This window comes from Hydrogenophaga bisanensis (genome assembly GCF_042665135.1).
GTDB classification, from domain to species: Bacteria; Pseudomonadota; Gammaproteobacteria; order Burkholderiales; family Burkholderiaceae_C; genus Hydrogenophaga; species Hydrogenophaga bisanensis.
On record NZ_JBHTBX010000011.1, the window covers coordinates 72,462 to 94,597 of the forward strand.

General features: G+C 66.7%; 26 protein-coding genes. 16 read left to right on the top strand and 10 right to left on the bottom strand.

Annotated elements, in window-relative coordinates; genetic code table 11:
• The 5 genes from ACFQNJ_RS15395 to radA form a co-directional block, all read right to left on the bottom strand.
• Window positions 1-759 carry a sulfite exporter TauE/SafE family protein gene (locus tag ACFQNJ_RS15395; RefSeq protein ID WP_382259171.1) on the bottom strand — a complete coding sequence of 253 codons (759 nt, stop codon included), beginning with the start codon at window positions 757-759 and terminating at the stop codon, window positions 1-3.
• Between the two features lie 91 nt (window positions 760-850).
• Complete coding sequence (locus ACFQNJ_RS15400; RefSeq protein ID WP_374643287.1) at window positions 851-1,057, bottom strand: zinc-finger domain-containing protein; 207 nt, start codon at window positions 1,055-1,057, stop codon at window positions 851-853.
• Window positions 1,058-1,068: 11 nt separating this feature from the next.
• Window positions 1,069-2,007 (bottom strand): branched-chain amino acid transaminase, encoded by a 939-nt coding sequence (locus ACFQNJ_RS15405; protein ID WP_374643289.1) that lies wholly within the window; start codon window positions 2,005-2,007, stop codon window positions 1,069-1,071.
• A gap of 82 nt (window positions 2,008-2,089) precedes the next feature.
• On the bottom strand, window positions 2,090-2,503 hold the full coding sequence (locus tag ACFQNJ_RS15410) for a glycerate kinase (protein WP_382259174.1): 414 nt from the start codon (window positions 2,501-2,503) through the stop codon (window positions 2,090-2,092).
• Window positions 2,504-2,564: 61 nt separating this feature from the next.
• Window positions 2,565-3,941: a DNA repair protein RadA gene (gene radA, locus ACFQNJ_RS15415; RefSeq protein WP_374643293.1), complete on the bottom strand. Its 1,377-nt coding sequence runs from the start codon at window positions 3,939-3,941 to the stop codon at window positions 2,565-2,567.
• A gap of 53 nt (window positions 3,942-3,994) precedes the next feature.
• Here radA and ACFQNJ_RS15420 point away from each other — a divergent pair, with 53 nt between their 5' ends.
• Entirely contained in the window at window positions 3,995-5,137 is a 1,143-nt protein-coding gene (locus ACFQNJ_RS15420) for a J domain-containing protein (RefSeq protein WP_382259176.1), read from the top strand.
• A 12-nt stretch (window positions 5,138-5,149) separates the two neighbouring features.
• On the opposite strand, the gene ACFQNJ_RS15425 is transcribed toward ACFQNJ_RS15420, so the two are convergent.
• Window positions 5,150-6,196 carry an NAD(P)H-dependent flavin oxidoreductase gene (locus ACFQNJ_RS15425; protein WP_382259178.1) on the bottom strand — a complete coding sequence of 349 codons (1,047 nt, stop codon included), beginning with the start codon at window positions 6,194-6,196 and terminating at the stop codon, window positions 5,150-5,152.
• Between the two features lie 98 nt (window positions 6,197-6,294).
• Here ACFQNJ_RS15425 and hpaR point away from each other — a divergent pair, with 98 nt between their 5' ends.
• The 10 genes from hpaR to hpaI all read left to right on the top strand — a co-directional run bounded on the left by hpaR (window position 6,295) and on the right by hpaI (window position 14,833).
• The gene (gene hpaR / locus ACFQNJ_RS15430; RefSeq protein WP_374643298.1) at window positions 6,295-6,783 is read left to right on the top strand and encodes a homoprotocatechuate degradation operon regulator HpaR; all 489 of its coding nucleotides are present in this window, start codon (window positions 6,295-6,297) and stop codon (window positions 6,781-6,783) included.
• 10 nt (window positions 6,784-6,793) lie between these two features.
• A complete protein-coding gene (locus ACFQNJ_RS15435) occupies window positions 6,794-7,438 on the top strand; it encodes a fumarylacetoacetate hydrolase family protein (protein WP_382259180.1) in 645 nt (214 codons plus the stop codon).
• On the top strand, window positions 7,435-8,208 hold the full coding sequence (locus ACFQNJ_RS15440) for a fumarylacetoacetate hydrolase family protein (RefSeq protein ID WP_382259182.1): 774 nt from the start codon (window positions 7,435-7,437) through the stop codon (window positions 8,206-8,208). Before ACFQNJ_RS15435 ends, ACFQNJ_RS15440 begins: the two co-directional genes overlap by 4 nt.
• Window positions 8,205-9,677: a 5-carboxymethyl-2-hydroxymuconate semialdehyde dehydrogenase gene (gene hpaE, locus ACFQNJ_RS15445; RefSeq protein WP_382259184.1), complete on the top strand. Its 1,473-nt coding sequence runs from the start codon at window positions 8,205-8,207 to the stop codon at window positions 9,675-9,677. The genes ACFQNJ_RS15440 and hpaE overlap by 4 nt, the downstream gene beginning before the upstream one ends.
• Window positions 9,678-10,007: 330 nt before the next feature.
• Entirely contained in the window at window positions 10,008-10,934 is a 927-nt protein-coding gene (gene hpaD, locus ACFQNJ_RS15450) for a 3,4-dihydroxyphenylacetate 2,3-dioxygenase (protein ID WP_382259186.1), read from the top strand.
• A 13-nt stretch (window positions 10,935-10,947) separates the two neighbouring features.
• Complete coding sequence (locus ACFQNJ_RS15455; protein WP_382259188.1) at window positions 10,948-11,394, top strand: 5-carboxymethyl-2-hydroxymuconate isomerase; 447 nt, start codon at window positions 10,948-10,950, stop codon at window positions 11,392-11,394.
• 7 nt (window positions 11,395-11,401) lie between these two features.
• Window positions 11,402-12,229: a 2-oxo-hept-4-ene-1,7-dioate hydratase gene (hpaH, locus tag ACFQNJ_RS15460; RefSeq protein ID WP_382259190.1), complete on the top strand. Its 828-nt coding sequence runs from the start codon at window positions 11,402-11,404 to the stop codon at window positions 12,227-12,229.
• 20 nt (window positions 12,230-12,249) lie between these two features.
• Entirely contained in the window at window positions 12,250-13,011 is a 762-nt protein-coding gene (locus tag ACFQNJ_RS15465) for a class II aldolase/adducin family protein (RefSeq protein WP_382259191.1), read from the top strand.
• Window positions 13,008-14,027, top strand: coding sequence for a 2-dehydropantoate 2-reductase (locus ACFQNJ_RS15470; RefSeq protein ID WP_382259193.1), 1,020 nt, complete (start codon window positions 13,008-13,010; stop codon window positions 14,025-14,027). Before ACFQNJ_RS15465 ends, ACFQNJ_RS15470 begins: the two co-directional genes overlap by 4 nt.
• Window positions 14,024-14,833: a 4-hydroxy-2-oxoheptanedioate aldolase gene (gene hpaI, locus ACFQNJ_RS15475; RefSeq protein WP_382259195.1), complete on the top strand. Its 810-nt coding sequence runs from the start codon at window positions 14,024-14,026 to the stop codon at window positions 14,831-14,833. The genes ACFQNJ_RS15470 and hpaI overlap by 4 nt, the downstream gene beginning before the upstream one ends.
• Before the next feature lie 117 nt (window positions 14,834-14,950).
• Here hpaI and ACFQNJ_RS15480 read toward each other — a convergent pair whose 3' ends face one another.
• Window positions 14,951-15,268, bottom strand: a complete 318-nt coding sequence (locus ACFQNJ_RS15480; protein WP_382259197.1) for a hypothetical protein — start codon at window positions 15,266-15,268, stop codon at window positions 14,951-14,953.
• Window positions 15,269-15,540: 272 nt separating this feature from the next.
• On the opposite strand from ACFQNJ_RS15480, the gene ACFQNJ_RS15485 reads away from it, so the two are divergent.
• Entirely contained in the window at window positions 15,541-16,947 is a 1,407-nt protein-coding gene (locus ACFQNJ_RS15485) for a serine hydrolase domain-containing protein (protein WP_382259199.1), read from the top strand.
• A 132-nt stretch (window positions 16,948-17,079) separates the two neighbouring features.
• Entirely contained in the window at window positions 17,080-17,706 is a 627-nt protein-coding gene (locus ACFQNJ_RS15490) for a DNA-3-methyladenine glycosylase I (RefSeq protein WP_382259201.1), read from the top strand.
• Window positions 17,707-17,744: 38 nt separating this feature from the next.
• Here ACFQNJ_RS15490 and ACFQNJ_RS15495 read toward each other — a convergent pair whose 3' ends face one another.
• From ACFQNJ_RS15495 to ACFQNJ_RS15505, 3 genes are all read right to left on the bottom strand, one after another.
• Window positions 17,745-18,365, bottom strand: a complete 621-nt coding sequence (locus ACFQNJ_RS15495) for a MarC family protein (RefSeq protein ID WP_382259203.1) — start codon at window positions 18,363-18,365, stop codon at window positions 17,745-17,747.
• 4 nt (window positions 18,366-18,369) lie between these two features.
• Window positions 18,370-18,855, bottom strand: a complete 486-nt coding sequence (locus ACFQNJ_RS15500) for a MaoC family dehydratase (RefSeq protein WP_382259205.1) — start codon at window positions 18,853-18,855, stop codon at window positions 18,370-18,372.
• Window positions 18,856-18,979: 124 nt separating this feature from the next.
• Window positions 18,980-19,738, bottom strand: coding sequence for an SDR family oxidoreductase (locus ACFQNJ_RS15505; RefSeq protein WP_382259207.1), 759 nt, complete (start codon window positions 19,736-19,738; stop codon window positions 18,980-18,982).
• A gap of 139 nt (window positions 19,739-19,877) precedes the next feature.
• Between ACFQNJ_RS15505 and ACFQNJ_RS15510 the strand changes: the two genes are divergently transcribed.
• From ACFQNJ_RS15510 to ACFQNJ_RS15520, 3 genes are read left to right on the top strand one after another with little or no spacing between them, the layout of a single operon-like run.
• Window positions 19,878-20,561, top strand: a complete 684-nt coding sequence (locus ACFQNJ_RS15510) for a dienelactone hydrolase family protein (protein ID WP_382259209.1) — start codon at window positions 19,878-19,880, stop codon at window positions 20,559-20,561.
• 2 nt (window positions 20,562-20,563) lie between these two features.
• Window positions 20,564-21,487 (top strand): amidohydrolase family protein, encoded by a 924-nt coding sequence (locus tag ACFQNJ_RS15515; protein WP_382259211.1) that lies wholly within the window; start codon window positions 20,564-20,566, stop codon window positions 21,485-21,487.
• A complete protein-coding gene (locus ACFQNJ_RS15520) occupies window positions 21,484-22,134 on the top strand; it encodes a glutathione S-transferase family protein (RefSeq protein ID WP_382259213.1) in 651 nt (216 codons plus the stop codon). The genes ACFQNJ_RS15515 and ACFQNJ_RS15520 overlap by 4 nt, the downstream gene beginning before the upstream one ends.
• The last annotated feature ends 2 nt before the right edge of the window (window positions 22,135-22,136 follow it).

Below are 22,136 nucleotides of genomic sequence, written 5' to 3' on the forward strand. Positions count from 1 at the left end.
TCAGCGGACCCAGGCGTCGTAGCCGGTCTTGAGAATCAGGGCGATCACGACGACGATGAAGGCGCCACGGACAAAGCCGCTGCCGTGCTTGAGCGCCAGGCGGGTGCCCAGGAGGCTGCCGACCACGTTGGCCACCGCCATCGCCAGCGCGAAATGCCACCAGACATGGCCCTTCCAGGCAAACAGCATGACCGCCGCCAGGTTGGACGTGGTGTTCAGCAGCTTGGCGCTGGCGCTGGCGTGCAGGAAGTCGAAGCCCAGCCAGCGCACGAACAGGAAGATGAAGAAGCTGCCGGTGCCCGGTCCGAAGAACCCGTCGTAGAAACCGATGGTCAGGCCCAGGACCGCGGCCGCCAGGGCCTCCCGCCGGCCCTCGAACCTGGGGGCATGGTGCCGCCCCAGGTCCTTGCGGGCGAGGGTGTAGATGAGCACACCCAGCAGGATGACCGGCAGCAGGCGGCGCAGGAAGTCCGGTGAAATGACCGTCACGGTCCAGGCGCCAGCCATCGACCCGGCAAAGCACACGGCGGCCGCCGGCAGCAGGGAGCGCCAGGGCATGCTCACCCGGCGGGCATACTGGACGGTGGCCACGCCGGTGCCCCAGATGGAGGCGCTCTTGTTGACGCCGAACAGCGTGGCGGGGTGGGTGTTGGGGAAGACCGCGAACAGGGCGGGGACCAGGATCAGGCCACCGCCGCCCACGATCGAGTCCACAAAGCCGGCAAACAGCGAGGCCAGCGAGACGATCAGCAGTTCCATGAGGTTCCGTGGGGTGGGCTGCTGACGGGGCCGGGCATGGGATACCGGCCGCGACCGGGAAGTGACGCCCGGTCACGTCAAGGTGACACGGTCAGTGGTGGTGGCCCACCACCTCGCCGGCTGCCAGTTTGTAGACGGTGCCGCAATACGGGCACCGCGCCTCACCGGTGCGGGCCACGTCCAGGAACACGCGCGGGTGCCCGTTCCACAGCTTCATGTCGGCCTTGGGGTTGGGGCAGAACACGCCGCCGTGCTGGTTGAGGTCAGCGGCCTTGAGTTCGACAGTGCTCTTGCTCATGGCGGTGTTCCTCAGACCTTCGTCAGCCAGTGGGCGTACTTGGGATTGCGGCCGTTGACGATGTCGAAGAAGGCCGCCTGGATCTTCTCGGTGATCGGGCCACGTGAGCCGGCACCGATCTCGATGCGGTCGAGCTCGCGGATCGGAGTGACTTCGGCGGCGGTGCCGGTGAAGAAGGCCTCGTCGGCGATGTAGACCTCGTCGCGGGTGATGCGCTTCTGGATGATTTCCAGGCCCAGGTCCTTGGCGATGTGGAAGATGGTGTTGCGGGTGATGCCGTTGAGTGCACCAGCCGACAGGTCGGGGGTGTAGATCACGCCGTTCTTGATCACGAACAGGTTCTCGCCCGCGCCCTCGGAGACGAAACCGGCCGAGTCCAGCAGCAGCGCCTCGTCGTAGCCCTCGTCGGTGGCTTCCATGTTGGCCAGGATGGAGTTGGTGTAGTTGCTCACCGCCTTGGCCTGCGTCATCGTGATGTTGACATGGTGGCGGGTGTAGCTGCTGGTCTTGACGCGGATGCCGCGCTTGAGACCGTCCTCACCCAGGTAGGCGCCCCAGGACCAGGCGGCGACCATCAGATGGATGGTGTTGCCCTTGGGCGAGACGCCGAGCTTCTTGTCGCCGATCCAGGTCAGCGGACGCAGGTAGGCGCTTTCGAGCTTGTTCTCGCGCACCACGGCCTTCTGCGCCTCGTTGACCTGCTCCATGGTGAAGGGGATCTTCATGCGCAGGATCTTGGCGCTGTTGAACAGGCGCTCGGTGTGCTCCTGCAGGCGGAAGATAGCGGTCCCGTTGACCGTGTTGTAGGCGCGTACGCCCTCGAAGGCGCCGCAGCCGTAGTGCAGGGTGTGGGTCAGCACATGGATCTTGGCGTCGCGCCAGTCAACCATCTGGCCGTCCATCCAGATCTTGCCGTCGCGGTCGGACATCGAGGGAATCACGGGGGTCATGGAGAGTCCTCTTGGGGTGAATTGGGTTTCCCGGCCGCCACGTGGGCACTGTCGGGGCAACTGGGGATTTTACGGCGACCGGTCAGGCGCCGGCGACGGGTTCCGGTTCGGTGGGTCGCTGCATCTCCCAGCGCACCAGGCGACCGCCCTCGAATGTGGTCGTGACGGATGAGCCGCCGTTGTCGGTCCAGCGGTAAACCTCGGGCTGTGCGTCCTCGTCGCTTAGGCGTTCACCGATGGATCGCGTGATGGCCAGGGTCTGCACCAGGGCCATGCCGGGTTTGAGCCGGGCATTGAGCATCACGGCACTGTCCACCCAGCCAACCGGCCGGTCCGCCGCGCGCTTGAGGATGGTCATCACCCGGGTGAAGTGCAGCAGCAGCCACATCAGCACACCGCCCCCTGCGGCGGCCACGCCGGGCCAGCCCCAGGCGCGCCAGGCCGCCCAGAACAGGGCCAGGATCAGCAGGGGAATGAAGAGGCGCTGCAGTTTCATGGGCTGGATTGTCGGACCGCGAGGGCGGGGCCGGGCTGTGGAAGTTGCGGATAGGGGCGACTCAGTCCAGGCTGCGCACCAGCGACATGGCTTCCTCGATCCGTTCGACCGCGTGGATGGTCAGTCCTTCGAAGGCCTTGTCGTTCTTCTTCGGGGCATTGGCCTTGGGCACCACCGCCACCGAAAAGCCCAGCTTGGCGGCTTCCTTCAGGCGCTCCTGTCCGCGCGGGGCCGGGCGCACTTCGCCGGCCAGGCCCACCTCGCCAAAGGCGATGAAGCCCTTGGGCAGGGCGCGGCCACGCAGGCTGGAGGTGATGGCCAGCATCACGGCCAGGTCGGCCGCGGGCTCGCTGATGCGCACGCCGCCGACCGCGTTGACGAACACGTCCTGGTCCATGCAGGCCACGCCCGCGTGCCGGTGCAGCACCGCCAGCAGCATGGCCAGGCGGTCGCGCTCCAGGCCGACGCTCAGGCGCCGCGGCGACGGACCACCGGTGTCCACCAGGGCCTGGATTTCCACCAGCATGGGCCGGGTGCCTTCGAGCGTCACCAGCACGCAGCTGCCCGGCACGGGTTCCGCATGCTGCGACAGAAAGATGGCGCTGGGGTTGCTCACGCCCTTGAGCCCCTTTTCGGTCATCGCGAACACGCCGATCTCGTTGACGGCACCGAAGCGGTTCTTGATCGCGCGGATCAGGCGGTAGCTGCTGTGGGTGTCGCCCTCGAAGTACAGCACGGTGTCGACCATGTGCTCGAGCACGCGCGGGCCGGCCAGCGCACCTTCCTTGGTCACATGCCCCACCAGCACAATGGCGGTGCCGCTGGCCTTGGCCGCGCGGGTGAGGTGGGCAGCGCATTCGCGCACCTGCGCCACCGAGCCCGGCGCGCTGGTCAGCTGCTCGGAATACACCGTCTGGATCGAGTCGATCACCGCGATCGCGGGTTTCTGGGCCGTCAGCGTGGCCAGGATCTTCTCCAGCTGGATTTCCGCCAGCACCTTGACCTGGGAGCCGTCCAGCCCGAGCCGGCGTGAGCGCAGCGCGACCTGCGCGCCGCTTTCTTCACCCGTGACGTAGAGCGTGGGCAGCTGTTGCTTCTGCAAGGCATCCAGCGCCTGCAGCAGCAGGGTGGACTTGCCGATGCCCGGGTCGCCGCCGATCAGCACCACGCCGCCCTCGACGACACCGCCGCCGAGCACCCGGTCCAGCTCGCCGATGCCGGTGGGCGTGCGCGCCACGTCGGTGGCCTCGATGTCGGCCAGCGTGGTCACCTCGCTGGCGGGGGCCAGGGCCGCAAAGCGGTTCTTCGATGGGGTGGCGCTCTCGGCCACGGATTCGATCAGGGTGTTCCAGGCGCCGCAGTGCGGGCATTTGCCCAGCCAGCGCGGGCTGGTGCCGCCGCAGTCGTTGCAGGTGAAGAGGGTTTTTTCCTTGGCCATGTGGGCGGCAATATAGTCGAGTCCCTTCCCTTTGTCCGTGCCGACCGGTTTCCATGCCCCGCCCTTTTGAGGATGATCCCCGCTTTCGCGCCGATCCGGCCGATGCGCCCCAGGGCTCCGATCCCTTGGCCGGCCGGCAGGTCCGCGCCGTGGCGGGGGCTGGCAGGCCCTCTGAAGCCAGTCGGGCCTGGCAACAGCAGATGGCCCGGCTGGAGCGTCTGCAGCAGCAGATCGACGATCTGGAGGCCCTGGCCCGCGATGAACGGGAGCGGCGTTCCCGCGAATTGAACCCCCTGCAGCTGCGTCGGCGCGAGTTGATGGTGGCACTGGCCCAGGGCCTGGCAGGACGGCTCGAGGACAAGTCGCTGAGCGAGCGTCAGCGTCAGGTGGCGCGGGAGCGGGTCTGCGCCGTGGCGGCGCAGCTGGCCGACGAGGGCGATGCCGGCATGCGCGAACTGCATGACCGGTGCAGCCCGCGCAGCTGGCAGGACCGCCGCCGTGATGCCGCACAGGACCTGCGGCTCAAGCTCGAAGCCCGCCTGGGCGAGGTGCTGGACCTGGGTGACGCCCCGCTGAGTCCGGAGCTGGTCTGGCGCGTGGGCCTGGAGAAGTTGCGCGACCTGCAGGAAGGCCGACGTGGGCAGCGCCAGGAGCGCGCCCAGGCCCGGCAGGCCCGTCGGGGCACGGCCGCCACACCGGACGCAGTGCAGGCCCAGGTTGCCGAGGCCGATCAGACCTTGCGCCAGATCTACCGGCAGTTGGCCAGCGCCTGGCATCCGGACCGGGAGCCCGACGAGCAGGAGCGCCGGCGCAAAACCGAACTCATGGGACAGGCCAACGCGGCCTATGAGCGGCGGGACCTGCTGTCTTTGCTGAGGCTGCAGGGGCAGGCTGTGCAGGGCGGGGTGGGTGCTGTGGGCCAGCCGCCGGCCGATGAGCGTCTGGCGGCAATGACGCTGCTGCTCAAGCGGCAGGTGGCTGAGTGCGAGCGCAGCCGCGCCGCTTTGCAGTCCGACCTGGCGCTGGAATTCGATCTGCCCCCGGGTCAGGCCGCCCAGCCGCAGACGCTGGCGGTCGACCGGCAGGCCAAGCGCGAGGCTTTGCAGCTGGCCATTCGTGACCGCGAGCGGGATCTGCGCTGCCTGGATGAGGTGTCGGCCCTGCGCCGCTGGCTCAACGCGCCGTGGGTGGGCTGAGGATGCAGCCGCTCAGTCGCTGAAGCCGCGCAGCAGTTGCCGGGTGATCTCGCCGGCCGGCAGCGACCGGCAGCCGCTGGCGTTCTGGCCACTCCAAAGCGGCGAGAAATCCCCGCTCCCCCGTTTCTCCCAGTAGGTGCGCAAGGGTGCGATGGCGGCGGTGGCGGTCGGGAAGGCCGGTGCGGCCGGGTTCAGCGGGCCCAGTTCCCGCATGACGCGGTTGACGATGCCGCGTGCGGGTCGGCCGGAGAACAGGGTGGTCAGGGCGGTGTGGCGGGTGGCCTCGCTCTGCAGTGCGGCACGGTGGATGGCGCTGGTGGTGGCTTCATCGCTGCACAGGTAGGCGGTGCCCACTTGCACGCCTGACGCACCCAGCGCCAACGCCGCGCGCACGCCCGCCGCGTCGGCAATGCCGCCGGCGGCGATCACCGGCAGATTCACCGCGGCCACGACCTGGGGCAGCAGGGCAAAGGTGCCCATCTGGGTCGTCAGGTCGTTTGTACGGAACATGCCTCGGTGACCCCCAGCTTCAGCGCCCTGCGAGATCACCGCATCAACGCCCTGTGCTTCGAGCCACAGGGCCTCGTCCACCGTTGTCGCCGACGACAGCACCACGCTGCCCCAGCCCTTGACGCGCGCGAGCAGGTCCGGCGCCGGCAGGCCGAAGTGGAAGCTCACGATGGGCGGGCAGAACGGTTCGACCAGGTCGGCCACGGCGTGGCTGAAGGGCACCCGGCCTGCGCCGGCCGGAACGGCGTTGATGTCCAGCCCGGCCTCGGCGTAATAGGGCGAAAGGGCTTCGCGCCAGCGGGCTTCGCGTGCCGGATCGGGAAGCGGCGGCGTGTGACAGAAGAAGTTCACGTTCCACGGGCGGTCGGTGCCCGTGGAGAGGGTTTGGAGCTCTTGAGTCAGCGCTTCGGGCGACAGCATGGCCGCGGGCAGGGCGCCGATGCCGCCGGCACCACAGACCGCCAGCGCCAGAGCCGAGTCCTGCGACCCGGCCATGGGCGCCTGCAGCAAAAGGTGGGGAACGGAGAGGCGTGGGGCAAGCGTGTTCATGCAGACATTGTCGGCGGGTCCCGAAGGCAAGGGTTAACCCCGGGTGGGTGATGGCCTGAAAAACATTTAATATATTAAATAAATGTAAGACGCCACCCATGAGTGAATCCGACCGCCCTCCGCCCTTTGTCCACCGCAACCTGCCGCGCCTGCTGCTGGAGGCGCGCGAAGCGGTCATGCAGCACACCCGCCCCAGCCTGCGCGAGCATGGCCTGTCAGACCAGCAGTGGCGTGTGTTGCGGGTGCTGGGCGAGCACGCCGCCGATCCTGCTGGTGTGGAGACCGGACGTGTGGCTCGGGAGGCCCTGCTGCTGGGGCCCAGCCTGACGGGCGTGCTCACCCGCATGGAGCGCGATGGCCTGATCACCCGAAACCGCTGCCCGCTGGATGCACGTCGCACCGTGGTGCGCGCCACGCCCGCTGGACTGACCCTGGTGCGCACCCTTTCGCAGACCATCGAGGCGCACTACCAATGGATGGAGTCGCAACTGGGCAAAGAACGCCTGGCCCAGCTGTATGCGCTGCTGGATGACGTGATCTCGCTGGAAGCGCCGGAAGGCGTGAGCGCCGACGAAACCGAGGAATGAAAGATCCCGCATGAAACCCGACGCCTATCTGCCCCTTGGCACCGTCTATGGCACGTTGCTGAACTTCCGGCGCGAACACGCGCTGTGGGCGCCGCGCATGCAAGAGGCACCGTACAAGGCGCCACCGCAGGCGCCGGTGCTCTACATCAAGACCGCCAACACCTTTACTCCCTCGGGCCGCGCCATCACGCTGCCCAGGGGTGTGACCGAAGTCGAGGTCGCGGCCAGTCTCGGCCTGGTGGCGGGGGAGGGTGGTCGCGTGGCGGGTGCCGTGCTGTTCAACGACGTGGCCATCCCGCACGAGAGCTACTACCGCCCGCCGGTGAAGTACCGCTGTGTGGACGGCTTCCTGGGCGTGGGCGATGCGCTGCGGCCGCTCAGCGATTTGGCTGCACTGGAGTGGCTGGTGATGGAGCTGCGCGTGGATGGCGTGATGCGCCAGCGCACCGCGCTCGCCGACCTGGTGCGCGACGCCGCCACGCTGTGGACCGATGTGAGCGCCTTCCAGTCGATGCGGCCGGGTGATGTGCTTATGCTGGGCACCGACTGCCTGGAGGACGGCTCGCGGCCGCGTGTGAAGGCCGGCGATTCGGTCGAGATCACCGCCACCGGCTTTGCGCCGCTGGTCAACCACTTCGTGGGGGAAGACCAATGAGAAGAGCCCGCATCGCCTGGGCCGGCGCGGTCCACGACGCGGTCGAAGCCGACGGCCAGCTCGAACTGCTCACACCCGCTTTGCGGCGCCGCCGCATCGGCTTCGACGAAGTGGTCTGGTTGCCCCCGCTGGCGCCCATCAGCCGCCCGCGCACCGTGCTCGCCCTCGGCCTGAACTACGCCGATCACGCGAAGGAACTCGCCTTCAAGGCGCCCGAGGAGCCGCTGGCCTTCGTCAAGGGTGAGGCCTCGCTGATCGGTCACAAGGCCTACACCGTGCGGCCTGACGGTGTGAACTTCATGCACTACGAATGTGAGCTTGCGGTGGTGATCGGCCAAACCGCGAAGCGCGTGAAAAAGGCTGATGCCCTGCAATATGTGGCTGGCTATACCGTCGCCAACGACTACGCGATCCGCGACTACCTGGAGAACTGGTACCGCCCCAACCTCAAGGTCAAGAACCGCGACACCTGCACGCCCATCGGGCCGTGGCTGGTCGATGCCGAAGATGTGCCCGACCCCATGAACCTCAGGCTGTGCACCAGCGTCAACGGTCAAATCACTCAGCAGGGGAGCACGAAAGACATGATCTTCGACGTCGCAACGCTGATCGAGTACTTCAGCGGCTTCATGACCCTGATGCCCGGCGACCTCATCCTCACCGGCACGCCCGACGGCGTGGTCGAATGCCAGCCTGGTGACGTGATCGTCACCGAAATCGAGGGCATCGGCGCTCTCACGAACACCATCACATCTGAAAGCAAAGCATGACCCGCATCGACCACCTCATCAACGGCAAGACCGTTGCCGGCACCGACTACTTCGAGACCGTCAACCCGGCCACGCAGGGCGTGCTGGCCGAGGTCGCATCGGGTACTGAGGCGGAAGTGGACGCTGCGGTGCAGGCCGCCAAGGACGCCTTCCCGGCCTGGGCCGGCCTCCCCGCCACCGAGCGCGCCAGGAAGATCCGCGCCCTGGGTGACCTGATCGCCAAACACGTGCCCGAAATCGCCCGTACTGAGACCGAAGACACCGGCCAGGTGATCGCGCAGACCGGCAAGCAGCTGATCCCGCGCGCGTCGGACAACTTCACCTATTTCGCCGAGATGTGTACCCGCGTGGACGGCCACACCTACCCCACGCCCACGCACCTGAACTACACGCTGTTCCACCCGGTGGGCGTGTGCGCGCTGATCAGCCCGTGGAACGTGCCCTTCATGACCGCCACCTGGAAGGTCGCACCGTGTCTGGCCTTCGGCAACACGGCGGTGCTCAAGATGAGTGAACTCAGCCCGCTGACCGCGGCGCGCCTGGGCGAGCTGGCGCTGGAAGCAGGCATCCCGGCCGGTGTGCTGAACGTGGTGCACGGCTTCGGCAAGGAGGCCGGCGAACCGTTGTGTGCCCACCCGGACGTGCGCGCCATCAGCTTCACCGGCTCCACCGCCACCGGCAACCGCATCGTCAAGGCTGCGGGCCTCAAGAAGTTCAGCATGGAACTGGGCGGCAAGAGTCCGTTCGTGATCTTCGACGACGCCGATCTGGACCGCGCGCTGGACGCTGCGATCTTCATGATCTTCAGCAACAACGGCGAGCGCTGCACGGCCGGCTCGCGCATCCTGGTGCAGCAGAGCATCTACGCCGACTTCGCCGCCAAGTTCACCGAGCGCGCCAAGCGCATCGTGGTGGGCGACCCGCTCGATGAGAAGACCACCATCGGGCCGATGATCAGTAAGGCCCACCTGGCCAAGGTGCGCAGCTACATCGAGCTGGGCCCGAAGGAGGGGGCGACGATGTTGTGCGGCGGCATCGACCGGCCGAGCTACGCGGCCGAGCTGCCCGCGCATGTGCAGGCCGGCAACTACGTGTGGCCCACCGTATTCGCCGACGTGGACAACCGCATGAAGATCGCGCAGGACGAAATCTTCGGCCCGGTGGCCTGCCTGATTCCGTTCAAGGACGAGGCCGATGCGATCCGCATTGCCAACGACATTCAGTACGGTCTCTCCAGCTATGTGTGGACCGAGAACATCGGCAAGGCGCACCGGGTGGCGGCGTCGATTGAAGCGGGCATGTGCTTCGTGAATTCGCAGAACGTGCGGGATCTGCGTCAGCCGTTTGGGGGCACCAAGGCTTCGGGCACCGGGCGCGAGGGCGGGACCTGGAGTTACGAGGTGTTCCTCGAACCCAAGAACGTCGCGGTGTCCATGGGTTCGCACCACATTCCGCATTGGGGTGTTTGACGTGCTGTCTGCGGTTTCGCTCACAGACCAGGGCGGGATCGTGCGTGCGGGGTACCCAGCTCCGCGAATGTCCCCCGGCCCGGGCTGCGCCCGTGCCTCCTCCTTTATTTCGCTGCGCTGGGCACCCCACACACCCGATCTGGAGATGCCGGTTGGTGTGCCATGGGGGAGAGCCGATGCGCAGCGAGCGAAGGCGGTGATTCGGGTCTGCCGCAGCGAAATAAAGGAGGAGGGCCGGAACGGCCCGGGGGACATTCGCGGAGGCAGGCCCCCATCACCGCCTTCCACCAAATCCGTCAGCCGAGAAGAAAGCAACAGGAGACAAACCAAATGGGCAAAGTAGCACTGGTCGGCAAGATCACCCACGTCCCCTCGATGTACCTCAGCGAGCTTGACGGCCCCCGCAAAGGCACCCGCCAGGACGCCATCGACGGCCACAAGGAGATTGCGCGCCGCTGCAAGGCACTGGGCGTCGACACCATCGTCGTCTTCGACACCCACTGGCTTGTCAACGCCAACTACCACCTCAACTGCGCACCCCACTGGTCCGGCACCTACACCAGCAACGAGCTGCCGCACTTCATCAGCAACATGCCCTACGCCATTCCCGGCAACCCAGAATTGGGGCAACTGCTGGCCCAGGTGGCCAATGAACATGGTGTCGAAACCCTGGCCCATCACGCCACCACGCTCGGCCCCGAGTACGGCACCCTGGTGCCCATGCGCTACATGAACGAAGACCAGCACTTCAAGGCGGTCTCGGTCTCGGCCCTGTGCACTTCGCACTACCTGAACGACAGCGCGCGCTTGGGCTGGGCCATGCGCAAGGCGGTGGAAGACCATTACGACGGCACCGTGGCCTTCCTGGCCAGCGGGTCGCTCAGTCACCGCTTCGCGCAGAACGGCCTGGCACCCGAATTTGCGTTCAAGGTCTGGAGCCCCTTCCTGGAGCACCTGGACCACGAAGTCATCCGCATGTGGCAGGCTGGCGAGTGGAAAGCCTTCTGCGAGATGCTGCCCGAGTACGCCAGCAAGGGCCACGGCGAAGGCTTCATGCACGACACCGCCATGATGCTCGGCGTGCTGGGCTGGGGCGAATATACCGGCCAGGCCGAGATCGTCACGCCGTATTTCGGTGCCAGCGGCACCGGCCAGATCAACGCGCTGTTCCCGGTACTGCCGGTCAGCGGTTCGTCCATTCCCCAGCCGGTGGCGTCGCGCGCCGATGGCTACACCTCGGTCGCCACCCGACTGTGACCACGAGCAACACATGCCCCACCTCGTCATCCTCTACACCCCCAACCTGGACAAGCCGGCGGCCGATGGCGGTATCGACATGAGCAGCCTGTGCCGCGCGCTGTGCGACGCGATGCTCTCGGTGCGCGACGAGGAGGACCGCCAGGTCTTTCCCACCGGCGGCACGCGCGTGCTGGCCTACCCGGCGGCTCACTTCGCCATCGCTGACGGTGGTGCTGCCGGTGAGGCCGCTGGCTTGGGCAGCGACTACGCCTTCGTCTACATGAACGTGCGCATGGCCAAGGGCCGCAGTGCCCTGGTGCATCATCGTGTGGGCGAGACGCTCAATGCCTGCGTGCGCCAGTGGTTCAGGCCGCAGTTCGAACGCCGGCCCATCGGCGTGACCGTGCAGGTCGACGAAGGCCACGAAGTGTTCGACGCCAAGAACAGTTCCCTGCACCCGCTCTTCAACAAGACATAAAACAACCATGTTCGACGACGCCCTTGTCCAGCAGCTCGCCGCTGAGTTGCAGCGCTCCCAGCAGACCCGCACGCAGGTCGAGCACTTCTCCAAACGCCACCCCGGCATGACGATTGAAGACGGCTACCGCATCGGCCGGGCCTGGGTCGAGCTGGAGAAAGCTGCCGGCAAAAAAGTCATCGGCCACAAGATCGGCCTGACCAGCCGCGCCATGCAGATCAGCAGCCAGATCGACGAGCCCGACTATGGAACGCTGCTCGACGACATGCTCTATGTCGCCAATGCCGGCGAGGTGCTGGAGATTCCGGTCAAGAACTTCATCGCCCCGCGCGTCGAGGTCGAGCTCGCCTTCGTGCTCAAGGCGCCGCTGGCTGGCCCGAACGTGACGGTCGAAGACGTGCTGGCCGCGACCGACTACATCACGCCCGCCATCGAGATCATCGATGCGCGCATCGAGCAGTTCGACCGCCACACCAAGATGATGCGCAAGGTCTTTGACACCATCAGCGACAACGCGGCCAACGCCGGCATTGTCATCGGTGCGGGCGACCCCGCGTTCAAAGCCGACCCGCGCAGCACGAATCGCCCCTGGTGCGGCGCCATCCTGCGGCTCAACGGTGCGGTCGAAGAAACGGGCCTGGCGGCCGGCGTGCAGGGCGACCCGGCCATCGGCATCGCCTGGCTGGCCAACAAACTGGCGCCCTGGGGCGAGACGCTGCAGGCCGGCGAGATCGTGCTGGCTGGCAGCTTCACGCGTCCGGTGGCGGCCAGGGCCGGCGACCTGTTTGAGGCCGACTATGGCCCGCTCGGTTGCTTGCGCTTCCAGTTCATCTGATCGACCGAAGGAGACATGACATGGCCGACGCCTTCCTCAAACCCGCCCGCTTCAGCGACGCCGAATGGCAGGCGCGCGTGCAGCTCGCCGCCTGCTACCGCATGTTCGCGCACCTGGGCTGGGCCGAGCTGATCTACAACCACATTTCGCTGCGCGTGCCCGGCCCCGACGATCACTTCCTCATCAACCCCTTTGGTCTGCACTACACCGAGGTCACCGCGTCCAACCTGGTCAAGGTCGATGTGGACGGCAACATCATCGGCAGCAGCGACTGGCCCATCAACCCGGCCGGCTTCACCTTCCACGGCGCCATCCACGCCACCCTGCCCGACGCGCACTGCGTGATGCACGTGCACACCACGCCGACCATGGCCGTGTGCTGCAGTGAGGAGGGGCTGAGTTACACCAACTTCTATGCCGCGCAGCTCTGGGGTCAGGTGGCTTACCACGACTTCGAAGGCATCACCGTGCACCGCGAAGAAGGCGCGCGCATACTCGCATCGGCCGGCGGCAAAAGGGTGCTGCTCCTGCGCAACCACGGCCCTGTCGTCATCGGCCACACGCTGGCGCAGGCCTTCAATCTCATGTGGCTGGTGCAGCGCGCCTGCGAGATCCAGGTGGCGTCGGCTGCGCTGGGCCCGCAGCGCGCCATTCCCGTTCCGGTTCTGGAGGGCTGTGTGCGAGACTCCCTCAACTTCAATCCCAAATACGGCGCTGGTGAGGACTCGTTTGCCGCCATGCAGCGGCTCATTGACCGCATCGATCCAGGGTACCGCGCATGAGTGCACCGATGTTCAAGAAGATTGCAGTAGTGGGCGTTGGCGCCATCGGCGGCCTGTTCGCGGGCTGGCTCGGTTCGCGCCTGCCGGCCGGTCAGATCCAGCTCTCGGCCGTGGCGCGTGGCGACACGCTGCGGGCGCTGCGCGAGCGCGGCCTCGTCTGGGTCGACGCCGACGGCGCGGAGCACACGGTGCAGGTGAACGCCAGCGACGACCCCGCGAGCCTGGGCGTGCAGGACCTGGTGATCGTCTCGGTCAAGGGCCCGGCCATGCCGCAGGCGGCGCCCGCGGTGCGTGCCCTCATGGGGCCGCACACGGTCGTGCTGGTGGCCATGAACGGTGTGCCCTGGTGGTTCTTCGACGGCCTGCCCGGCGAAGCCGCGGGTCTGCAGCTCCACACCGTCGACCCTTGCGGCCTCACCGCCGAGAACATCCCCACAGCGCAGGTCATCGGCTGCGTGGTGCACGCCAGTGCAGCGGCGCCGCAGCCCGCGCGCATCGAGCGCATCAAGAACAACCAGCTCATCATCGGCGAGCCTTCCGGTGGCGTGTCGACGCGCGTGCAGGCCCTGAGCGAGCTGCTCACGCAGGCCGGCTTCGGCGTCACCGTCAGCGAGCGCATCCAGCGCGACATCTGGTACAAGCTCTGGGGCAACATGACCATCAACCCCATCTCGGCCATCACCGGGGCGCCTTGCGACCGCATCCTCGACGACCCGCTGGTGCGCGGTTATGTCAGTGCCATCATGCTGGAGGCCAAGGCCATCGGCGCGCGCATCGGCATCCCCATCGACCAGAGCCCCGAAGACCGCCACGCCGTCACGCGCAAGCTCGGCTCGTTCAAAACCTCGATGTTGCAGGACGTCGAAGCCGGCCGCCCCATCGAGCTTGACGCGCTGGTGGGCGCGGTGCGCGAGATCGGGCAGCACCTGGGCGTCGCTACTCCGAACATGGACGCGCTCATGGGCCTTACCCGTCTCATGGGCCAGATGAAGAAGCTCTATCCCGATACACCATGAAGATCCCCCAGAACACCTTCCGCGACGCCCTCCAGGCCGGCAAGCCCCAGATCGGCTGCTGGGTCGGCTTCGCTTCGCCCGACGTGGCCGAGGCCCTGGCCGGCTGCGGCTTCGACTGGCTGCTGATAGATGGCGAACACGCGCCCAACGACCCGCGCACTGCCCTTGAGCAATTGCGCGCCATCGCCCCCTACGGCAAGACCCACGCCGTCGTACGCGCGGTGCAGGCCGACGTGGCCCTGGTCAAGCAGTATCTCGACATCGGCGCGCAGACCCTGCTGATCCCCATGGTCGACACCGCCGAGCAGGCGGCGCTCATGGTGCAGGCTATGCGCTACCCGCCCGAAGGCATCCGCGGCATGGGCGCGGCGCTGGCGCGCGCCTCGCGCTGGAACCAGGTCGACGACTACCTCAACCAGGCCAATGCCCAGATGTGCCTGCTCGTGCAGGCCGAGACCGTGACCGCGGTCAGCAATCTCCAGGCCATTGCCGAGACCGAGGGCGTGGACGGCGTGTTTTTCGGCCCGGCCGACCTCTCGGCCAGCATGGGCTACCGCGGTCAGCCCAGCCACCCCGAGGTGCACAAGACCATCCTGAATGGCATCGCCACCGTTCGTGCGGCCGGCAAAGCCGCCGGCATCCTCGCCACCGACCCGGCGCTGGCACAGCAATACCTGGACGCGGGCGCGCTGTTCGTGGCGGTGGGGGTGGACACGACGCTGCTGGTCAAGGCGGCACGTGGCTTGGTGGAGCGGTTTGGCGGCGGGGTTTCAAAGGGGCCGGCCGCCCAGTCGGGCGGGTACTGAGCTGCTGGAATTCCTGATTGCTTGCGCCGAAGGGAAAAACTGGGCTTTGGCTGCGTGTTTAGATTCAGTGGGCTGCAGTTCAATGGAGATCAACTCCTTGCTTCCACCTGTTCGTAGTCAAGAATCGACCTGATCATGAGGAGCGAGGTTGAAGCGGTAGCCGGTCCAGGTGGAGTGCACGACTTCGAGGCAGGCGTAGGCGCCTTCCACGGCGGCGGCCACGGTGTGGCGGTCGACGGGCGCGTGCCGCGCGTCGAGGGCGGTCTTCAGGCGTAGCCCGATTTCGGGTTCGACCCGCGGCTGCACCAGGCGCTCGTGCACCGCGTCGCCCGAGGCCAGCAGCATCCGGTCGGTCAGCGGGCCGATGTTGGGCCGGTCGATGCCCATCTGGCGGCGCATCACTTCCGAGGTGTTGCCCAGCTTCCATCCGACCACGCGCTCGCCGGCGGCCAGGCGCAGGGCGAGCAGCGCGCGCTGGATGGCGTAGGCGGTGCCGCAGCAGTACCTCGACGCGGGCGCGCTGTTCGTGGCGGTGGGGGTGGATACGGCGCTGCTGGTGCAGCGGTTTGGCGCGGGAGCGTCAAAGGAATCGACTGCGCCGTCGGGTGGGTACTGAGGCGCCAGCGGATGTTCATGGTCGATCTGAAGTGAGACACTTCAGATGGTGTGTGCACCCCGAATGGCCTGGCAGACAAGCCTCTGCAGAATTGTTCTCGCTGGTGGCACACCGAAACAGACTGGAGGATGTGTCGATGTCGTCTTCAATGACCAAATGGCTCGCGATCTCGATGGCAGCGTTACTGTGCTGGGGAAATGCTGCATCGGCCCACGCCCAGCAGGCGCCACTGTCCGCGCAGGACTCCGATCCGCGCGTGATGGGCTGGATGCAGGGCTTTCCTCCACCAGCCGACAAGATCATCACCCAGCCGGATGCCAACTACTTCAGCTTTCCCAAGCTGCGCTGGTCTGTCTGCCACCTGCGCGAGTTCCTGCCGACCGAGGAGATCAGCCGCGGCATCGGCGCACCCGTGCCGCTGAGCCACGTGCCCGACGATGCACGCACCCGCATGGCGCGCGAGATCGACGCTCTCAGTTTCATGCCCTTGAAGGGCAACAAACCCATGACCTGGGAGCAGTCGCTGTATGCGAACTATACCGACGGGGTGCTGATCCTTCACAAGGGGCAGGTCGTCTACGAACGCTACTTCGGCTGCCTGAAGGAAGATGGCAAGCACGCCATCATGTCCATGACCAAATCGATCACCGGACTGCTGGCGCAGATCCTGGTGTCTGAAGGCAAGCTCGATGACCGGTTGCTGGTGCGGGATATGATCCCAGAGATCGGCAACAGTGCCTTCGCCACTGCCACTGTGCGGCAGGTCATGGACATGACCACGGGCGTGAAGTACTCCGAGGATTATTCTGATCCGAACGCCGACATCTGGCTGTATTCCCGTGCCGCCAGCCCGCTGCCAAAGCCCGAAGGCTATCAAGGCCCCGACGGTTACTGGGCCTACCTGCAGCAGGTACAGCCCGAAGGAAAGCATGGTGATGCGTTCCATTACAAGACGATCAACTCCGACATGCTCGGCTGGATCATCAGCCGCGTCACGGGCAAGGCCGTGACCGAGCTGGCTTCCGAGCGGCTCTGGCGGCCCATGGGGGCCGAGCAGGACGCCTACCAGACGGTCGATGGAAAGGGCGTCCCTTTTGCCGGAGGCGGCATCACGGCCGGCCTGCGCGATCTTGGAAGGCTGGGTCAATTGATGCTCAACGGGGGTGAGATCAACGGCAAGCGGCTGTTCCCGGCCGATGTGATCAAGCGGATCCAGGCGGGCGGTGACCAGTCGAAATTCAGTGGATTCCCGACCATTCCGAACGGCAGCTACACCAGCCAGTGGTGGGTATTCCACAACACCCACGGAGCCTATGCGGCACGCGGTGTCCATGGGCAGACCATTTACGTTGACCCCACAGCGCAGATGGTTCTGGTCCGGCTGGCATCGTTCCCGCAGGCCCAGAACGGCTTCATTGACCCGACGTCGTTGCCGGCGTATCAGGCGGTGGCCGAGCACCTGATGAAGTCAGCACAGGCAAGCAGGTCGGCGCGGTAAGAGCGCCTACCCTCACACCATGCCGATTCAGACCAATATGCCAGGAGCCTGTCCCAGCATGCCCTTCTCATTGATCACGACGAGTCTCGTTGCACCGACTGTTGGTGCAGGTGCCCGCATAGGGAACACCGCATGACCGAACCCCAGACCGTCCATGGCACCGACGGCCAGCCACGCTGCCGCTGGTGCGCCGCCACGCCCGAGTACGAGGCCTACCACGACCACGAATGGGGCTTCCCGGTGGGCGACGACATCCGCCTGTTCGAGAAGCTTTGCCTGGAGAGCTTTCAGTCGGGTCTGAGCTGGCGAACCATCCTGGTCAAGCGCGAGAACTTTCGCAAGGCGTTCGACGGGTTCGACTTTCATCGCATGGCCACCTACGGCGAGCCCCAGGTCACCCGTCTGTTGCTGGACGAAGGCATCGTCCGCCACCGCGGCAAGATCGAAGCGGTCATCCACAACGCCGCTCGCGCCGTGAGCCTGCAGGCCGAGTGCGGGTCACTGGCCGCCTACTTCTGGCGTTTCGAAGCAGACCGCGCCCAGGCCGCGCTCCCCCAGACCGTGACCACCTCACCCGAGGCGGTGGCACTGGCCAAAGACCTGAAGAAACGCGGGTGGAAGTTCGTCGGGCCCACCACGGTCTACGCCTTCATGCAGGCCATGGGCCTGGTGAACGACCATGTGCCGGGTTGCATCGTGGCCGGGCGGGTGGATCAGGCGCGAGCCATGTTCAGGGTGCCGGCGTCTGACCCGCGGTAGCGCGCCTCCCGAAGGCGGTGCGGACGCGAACAGCGTATTCAGCTGCCCAGCGCAGGAAACAGCTTGGTCAGCCCGGCCGCCATCACCTCCACCGCCAGCGCGGCCAGGATCAGGCCCATCAGACGCGTCATCACGTTGATGCCGGTCTGGCCCAGTGCCCGCGCAATCGGCTTGGCCAGCGAGAAGCAGACCGCCGTGGCCAGTCCGATCACCACGCCGTAGCCCACCAGGGCAGCGTGCTGGAAGAAGGTCTTGGCCTGGTCGGCGTAGATCACCACGGTGGACATGGTCGCCGGTCCGGTCAGCAGCGGAATCGTCAGCGGCACCACAGCAATCGAAGCGCGGGCCGAGGCATCGTCCACCTCGCCCTGCGTGGTCTTGGCCTCGGCCGGTTGTGCGTTGAGCATGGCCAGCGCCGAGGTCAGCAGCAGCATGCCGCCGCCCACCTGGAAGCTGGCCAGCGAAATGCTGAAGAACTCCAGCACCTGCAAACCCACGATGGCACAGGTGGCAATCACCGCAAACGCGCTGAACGACGAAATCAGGATCGTGCGCTTGCGCTGCGCCGAGCTGAACCCCTGCGTGTAGTGGATGAAAAAAGGGACGATCGCCAGCGGGTTGACGATGGCCAGCAGGGTGATGAGGGGCTTGAAATCCATCCCGCTATTGTGCGGGTTCTCTTCTTCTGAACATGCCGTAGCCCTCCATGTGAAGGACTTTTTCATCGCGCTGGTTGAACATCTCCCAGACCGTGCGCACCAGCCCCACATCCGGCCGCTTGCCCATGGGCCGCTTCTCGGTCACCGTGTGCTGCAGGCGCAGCACGTCGCCGGGGTAGACCGGCTTGGTCCACTTCAGGCTCTCGAGGCCGGGCGAACCCAGACTGGAGGTCTCGTGCAGGAAGTTCGTCACCATCAAGCGCATGGCCATGGCACAGGTGTGCCAGCCGCTGGCGCTCAGACCGCCGAACACCGAGGCCTTGCCCGCCTCCTCGCTCAGGTGGAAGGGCTGGGGGTCGAACTGGCTGGCAAAGGCGATGATCTCGTCCTTGGTCGGTGAAATCGTGCCGAGGTCGCGGACTTCGCCGACCTGCAGGTCTTCCCACCAGATCTTGATGTGCGGGCTGTTTTCGGGTGTTGTTGCAGTCATCGTTTGTCCTCTGTCAGGTGAGTTTCGCCGCCGGGCCGCCCCAAGGCGAAAACCAAAGGTTTCGCCAAACGCGCCCCCTCGGGGGGCAGCGACCCGCGTAGCGGCGGAGCGTGGGGGTCATGTTCTAGCGTCCGCCGGAGACTTCCAGCAGGCTCATGGTGGTGTAACTGGCTGCGTCCGACAGCAGCCAGACGATCGCCTGGGCGACCTCGTCGGCGGTACCGCCGCGTTGCATCGGCACCTGGTGTTTGAGGTCATTGACGCGGTTGGGCAGGCCGCCCGAGGCATGGATCTCGGTCTCGATCAGGCCGGGCCGCACCGCGTTGACGCGGATGCCGTCGGCGGCCACTTCCTTGGCCAGCCCGATGGTGAAGGCATCGATGGCGCCCTTGGCCGCCGCGTAGTCCACATACTGCCCGGGCGCGCCCAGTCGGGCTGCCGCGCTGGAGACATTGACGATGGCACCACCGTCGCCGCCGTGGCGCGTGGCCATGCGCCGCACCGCTTCGCGTGCGCACAGCAGCGAGCCCATGACGTTGATGTCGAACATCCGGCGCCAGCGCGCCATGTCCATTTCGTCCAGACGGGCGGTCACATCGACCACGCCGGCGTTGTTGGCCAGCCCGGTCAGTCGGCCCAGCTTGGCGTCGACCTTCTCGAACATGCGCAGCACCTGCGTCTCGTCCGCCACATCAGCCTCCACGGTGATGGCGTTGCCGCCGGCGGACCGGATGCTGCGCACCACCTCGTCTGCAGCCAGCGAATTCGCGGTGTAGTTGACCGCCACTGCCCAGCCCTGCGCAGCGGCCAGTCGGGCGGTTGCCGCACCGATGCCCCGGCTGCCGCCGGTCACCAGCAGTACCCCTGCCTGTGGCTTGCCCATGTCCCGTCTCCTGCGAATAATCCGCCCAGCGGTTACAACCGCACCTGCGCACCTTACACGAGCCCCGCATCCGGGCGGCGTCGCCAACCGGACGGGGCCAGGCAGCATTCTTCCATTCCAACGATCACAGGAGCCAGCCATGGGACAGTTCGTCAACCTCACCGCCGCCGACGGTGTCACCTTCCCCGCCTATGTGGCCCAGCCCGCCGGCACGCCCAAGGGCGGCCTGGTGGTGCTGCAGGAAATTTTCGGCGTCAACAGCCACATCCGTGCGGTGGCCGACGGCTACGCTGCCGACGGGTATTTCGTCGTGGCACCGTCCACCTTCCACCGTGTCCAGGCGGGGGTCGAGCTGGGCTACACCGAGGCCGACATGGGCACCGGCTTCGGCTACAAGACCGCCGTCGAGGCCCTGCCGGCCCCCGGCGTCATGGCCGACATCCAGGCGGCCATCGCCCATGCCTCGCAGGCGGGCAAGGTCGCCATCCTGGGCTACTGCTGGGGGGGGCTGCTCACCTGGCGCGCCGCCTGCACGCTCGATGGTCTGTCGGCCGCTGTTCCTTTCTACGGTGGCGGCATGACCGGCGAGGCCGAAGCGGCCCGTCAGCCCAAGGTGCCCGTCATGGCCCATTTCGGTGACCAGGATCATTGGATTCCGCTGGACACCGTGCAGGCCTTCCAGAAGGCCCAGCCCGCGGTCGAGGTGCATGTCTACGCAGCGAACCACGGCTTCAACTGCGACCAGCGCGGCTCCTTTGATGCCGCCGCCGCCAAGCTGGCGCGCGAGCGTACCCTGGCCTTCCTGGCCCGTCACGTGGGCTGACCATGCGCCGGGCCTTGGCCATCGGCCTGACCGCCATCGCGGTCCTGGGCGGCCTGTGGGTGTCGCCTATCCTGGCCCGGCAGCCCTACAACGGGCCGCTGTTCGATGCCCACCTGCACTACAACGACGAGGCCTGCGTGCACGACGCGCCGGCACCGGGTTGCCCGCACCCGCTGTCCGATGTGCTGGCCCGCATGCAGCGCAACGGTGTGCAGGCCATCATCGCCAATTCCCGGCCCAACGACGGCACCAAGGCGCTGGCCCAGGCCCGCGAACAGACCCGTGCGGCCGGCGTCACCGTGGTGCCGTTCATCCGGCTCTACCGCGATCGGGCCGACTACAACAACTGGTTTCGTGACCCCTCCATCGCCGAGCTGGTGCGCACCGAGCTGACACAGGGCACACCGTCGGGCCCCTACCGGGGTCTGGGCGAATTCCATCTCTATGACAGCGCCAACGCCCAGGGCGCCATCGCCCGTGAACTGATGGTCCTCGCCGACCAGCAAGACTTGGCCGTGCTGGCCCATGTGGATGATGTGGCGGTTGAACAGCTGCTGCGGCACACTCCCTCGCAGGGAAGGAACACGCGCTTGATCTGGGCGCACACGGGTATTGGTGGCACGCCCGTGGCGCGCGTCGACGAACTCATGGCCCGCTTCCCCCGCCTCATGGGCGAGCTGTCCTATCGGCCTGGCCTCACCTGCGACGACGGTCAGCTGTGCCCCGAGTGGCGTGCGCTCATCCTCAAGTACCCCGACCGATTCATGATCGGCTCGGACACCTGGATCAATCAGCGCTGGCTTTACTACGATGAGCTCATGAAGGCCTATCGGTTATGGCTGGGCGGATTGCCGCCCGAGGTCGCCCGCCAGGTGGCGTGGAACAATGGGGCCCGCCTGCTTGGTTTGCCCGATCCTGGCCCATGATCGAACTGCATCACTACCCCAGCACCGCCAGCACCATCCCGCACATCCTGCTCGAAGAGCTTGGCGTGCCGTTCGAGCTGCGCCTGGTCGATCGCCTGCGCGAGTCGCACCTCAGCCCGGAATTCCTGCGGCTCAACCCGAATGGCGAGTTCCCGGTCCTGATCGACGGCGACCTGGTGCTGTACGAAACGGCGGCCATCTGTCTGCACCTGTGCGACACGCACCCCGAGGCGGCGCTGGCGCCCCCAGTAGGCACGCCCGGGCGCGCCCAGTTCTACAAGTGGCTCATCTGGTGTTCCAGCACCCTGCAGGCCTCCCTGCTGGCCTGGTTCTACCCCTGGCGCTGGGTCGACGTCGACAACCCCATGGGGGCGGTGCAGGTGCGCCAGAACGCCCAGGTGCGTGTCGAGAAACTGCTGGTCCAGCTCGACAGCCATCTCGCCCGAAACCGGGGACCGTGGTTCCTGGGGGAGGATTACAGTGCCCTGGATCCTTACGTCCTGACCCTGTGCCGCTGGACGCGCGACTTCCCGGAACGCCCGGCGCGCACCTTCACCCACATCCGTCCCTACCTGCAGCGGGTGCTGGAGCGGCCGGCGGTCCAGCGTGTGTTCCGGCGCGAGGACACGCCGCCCCCGTACATCTGATG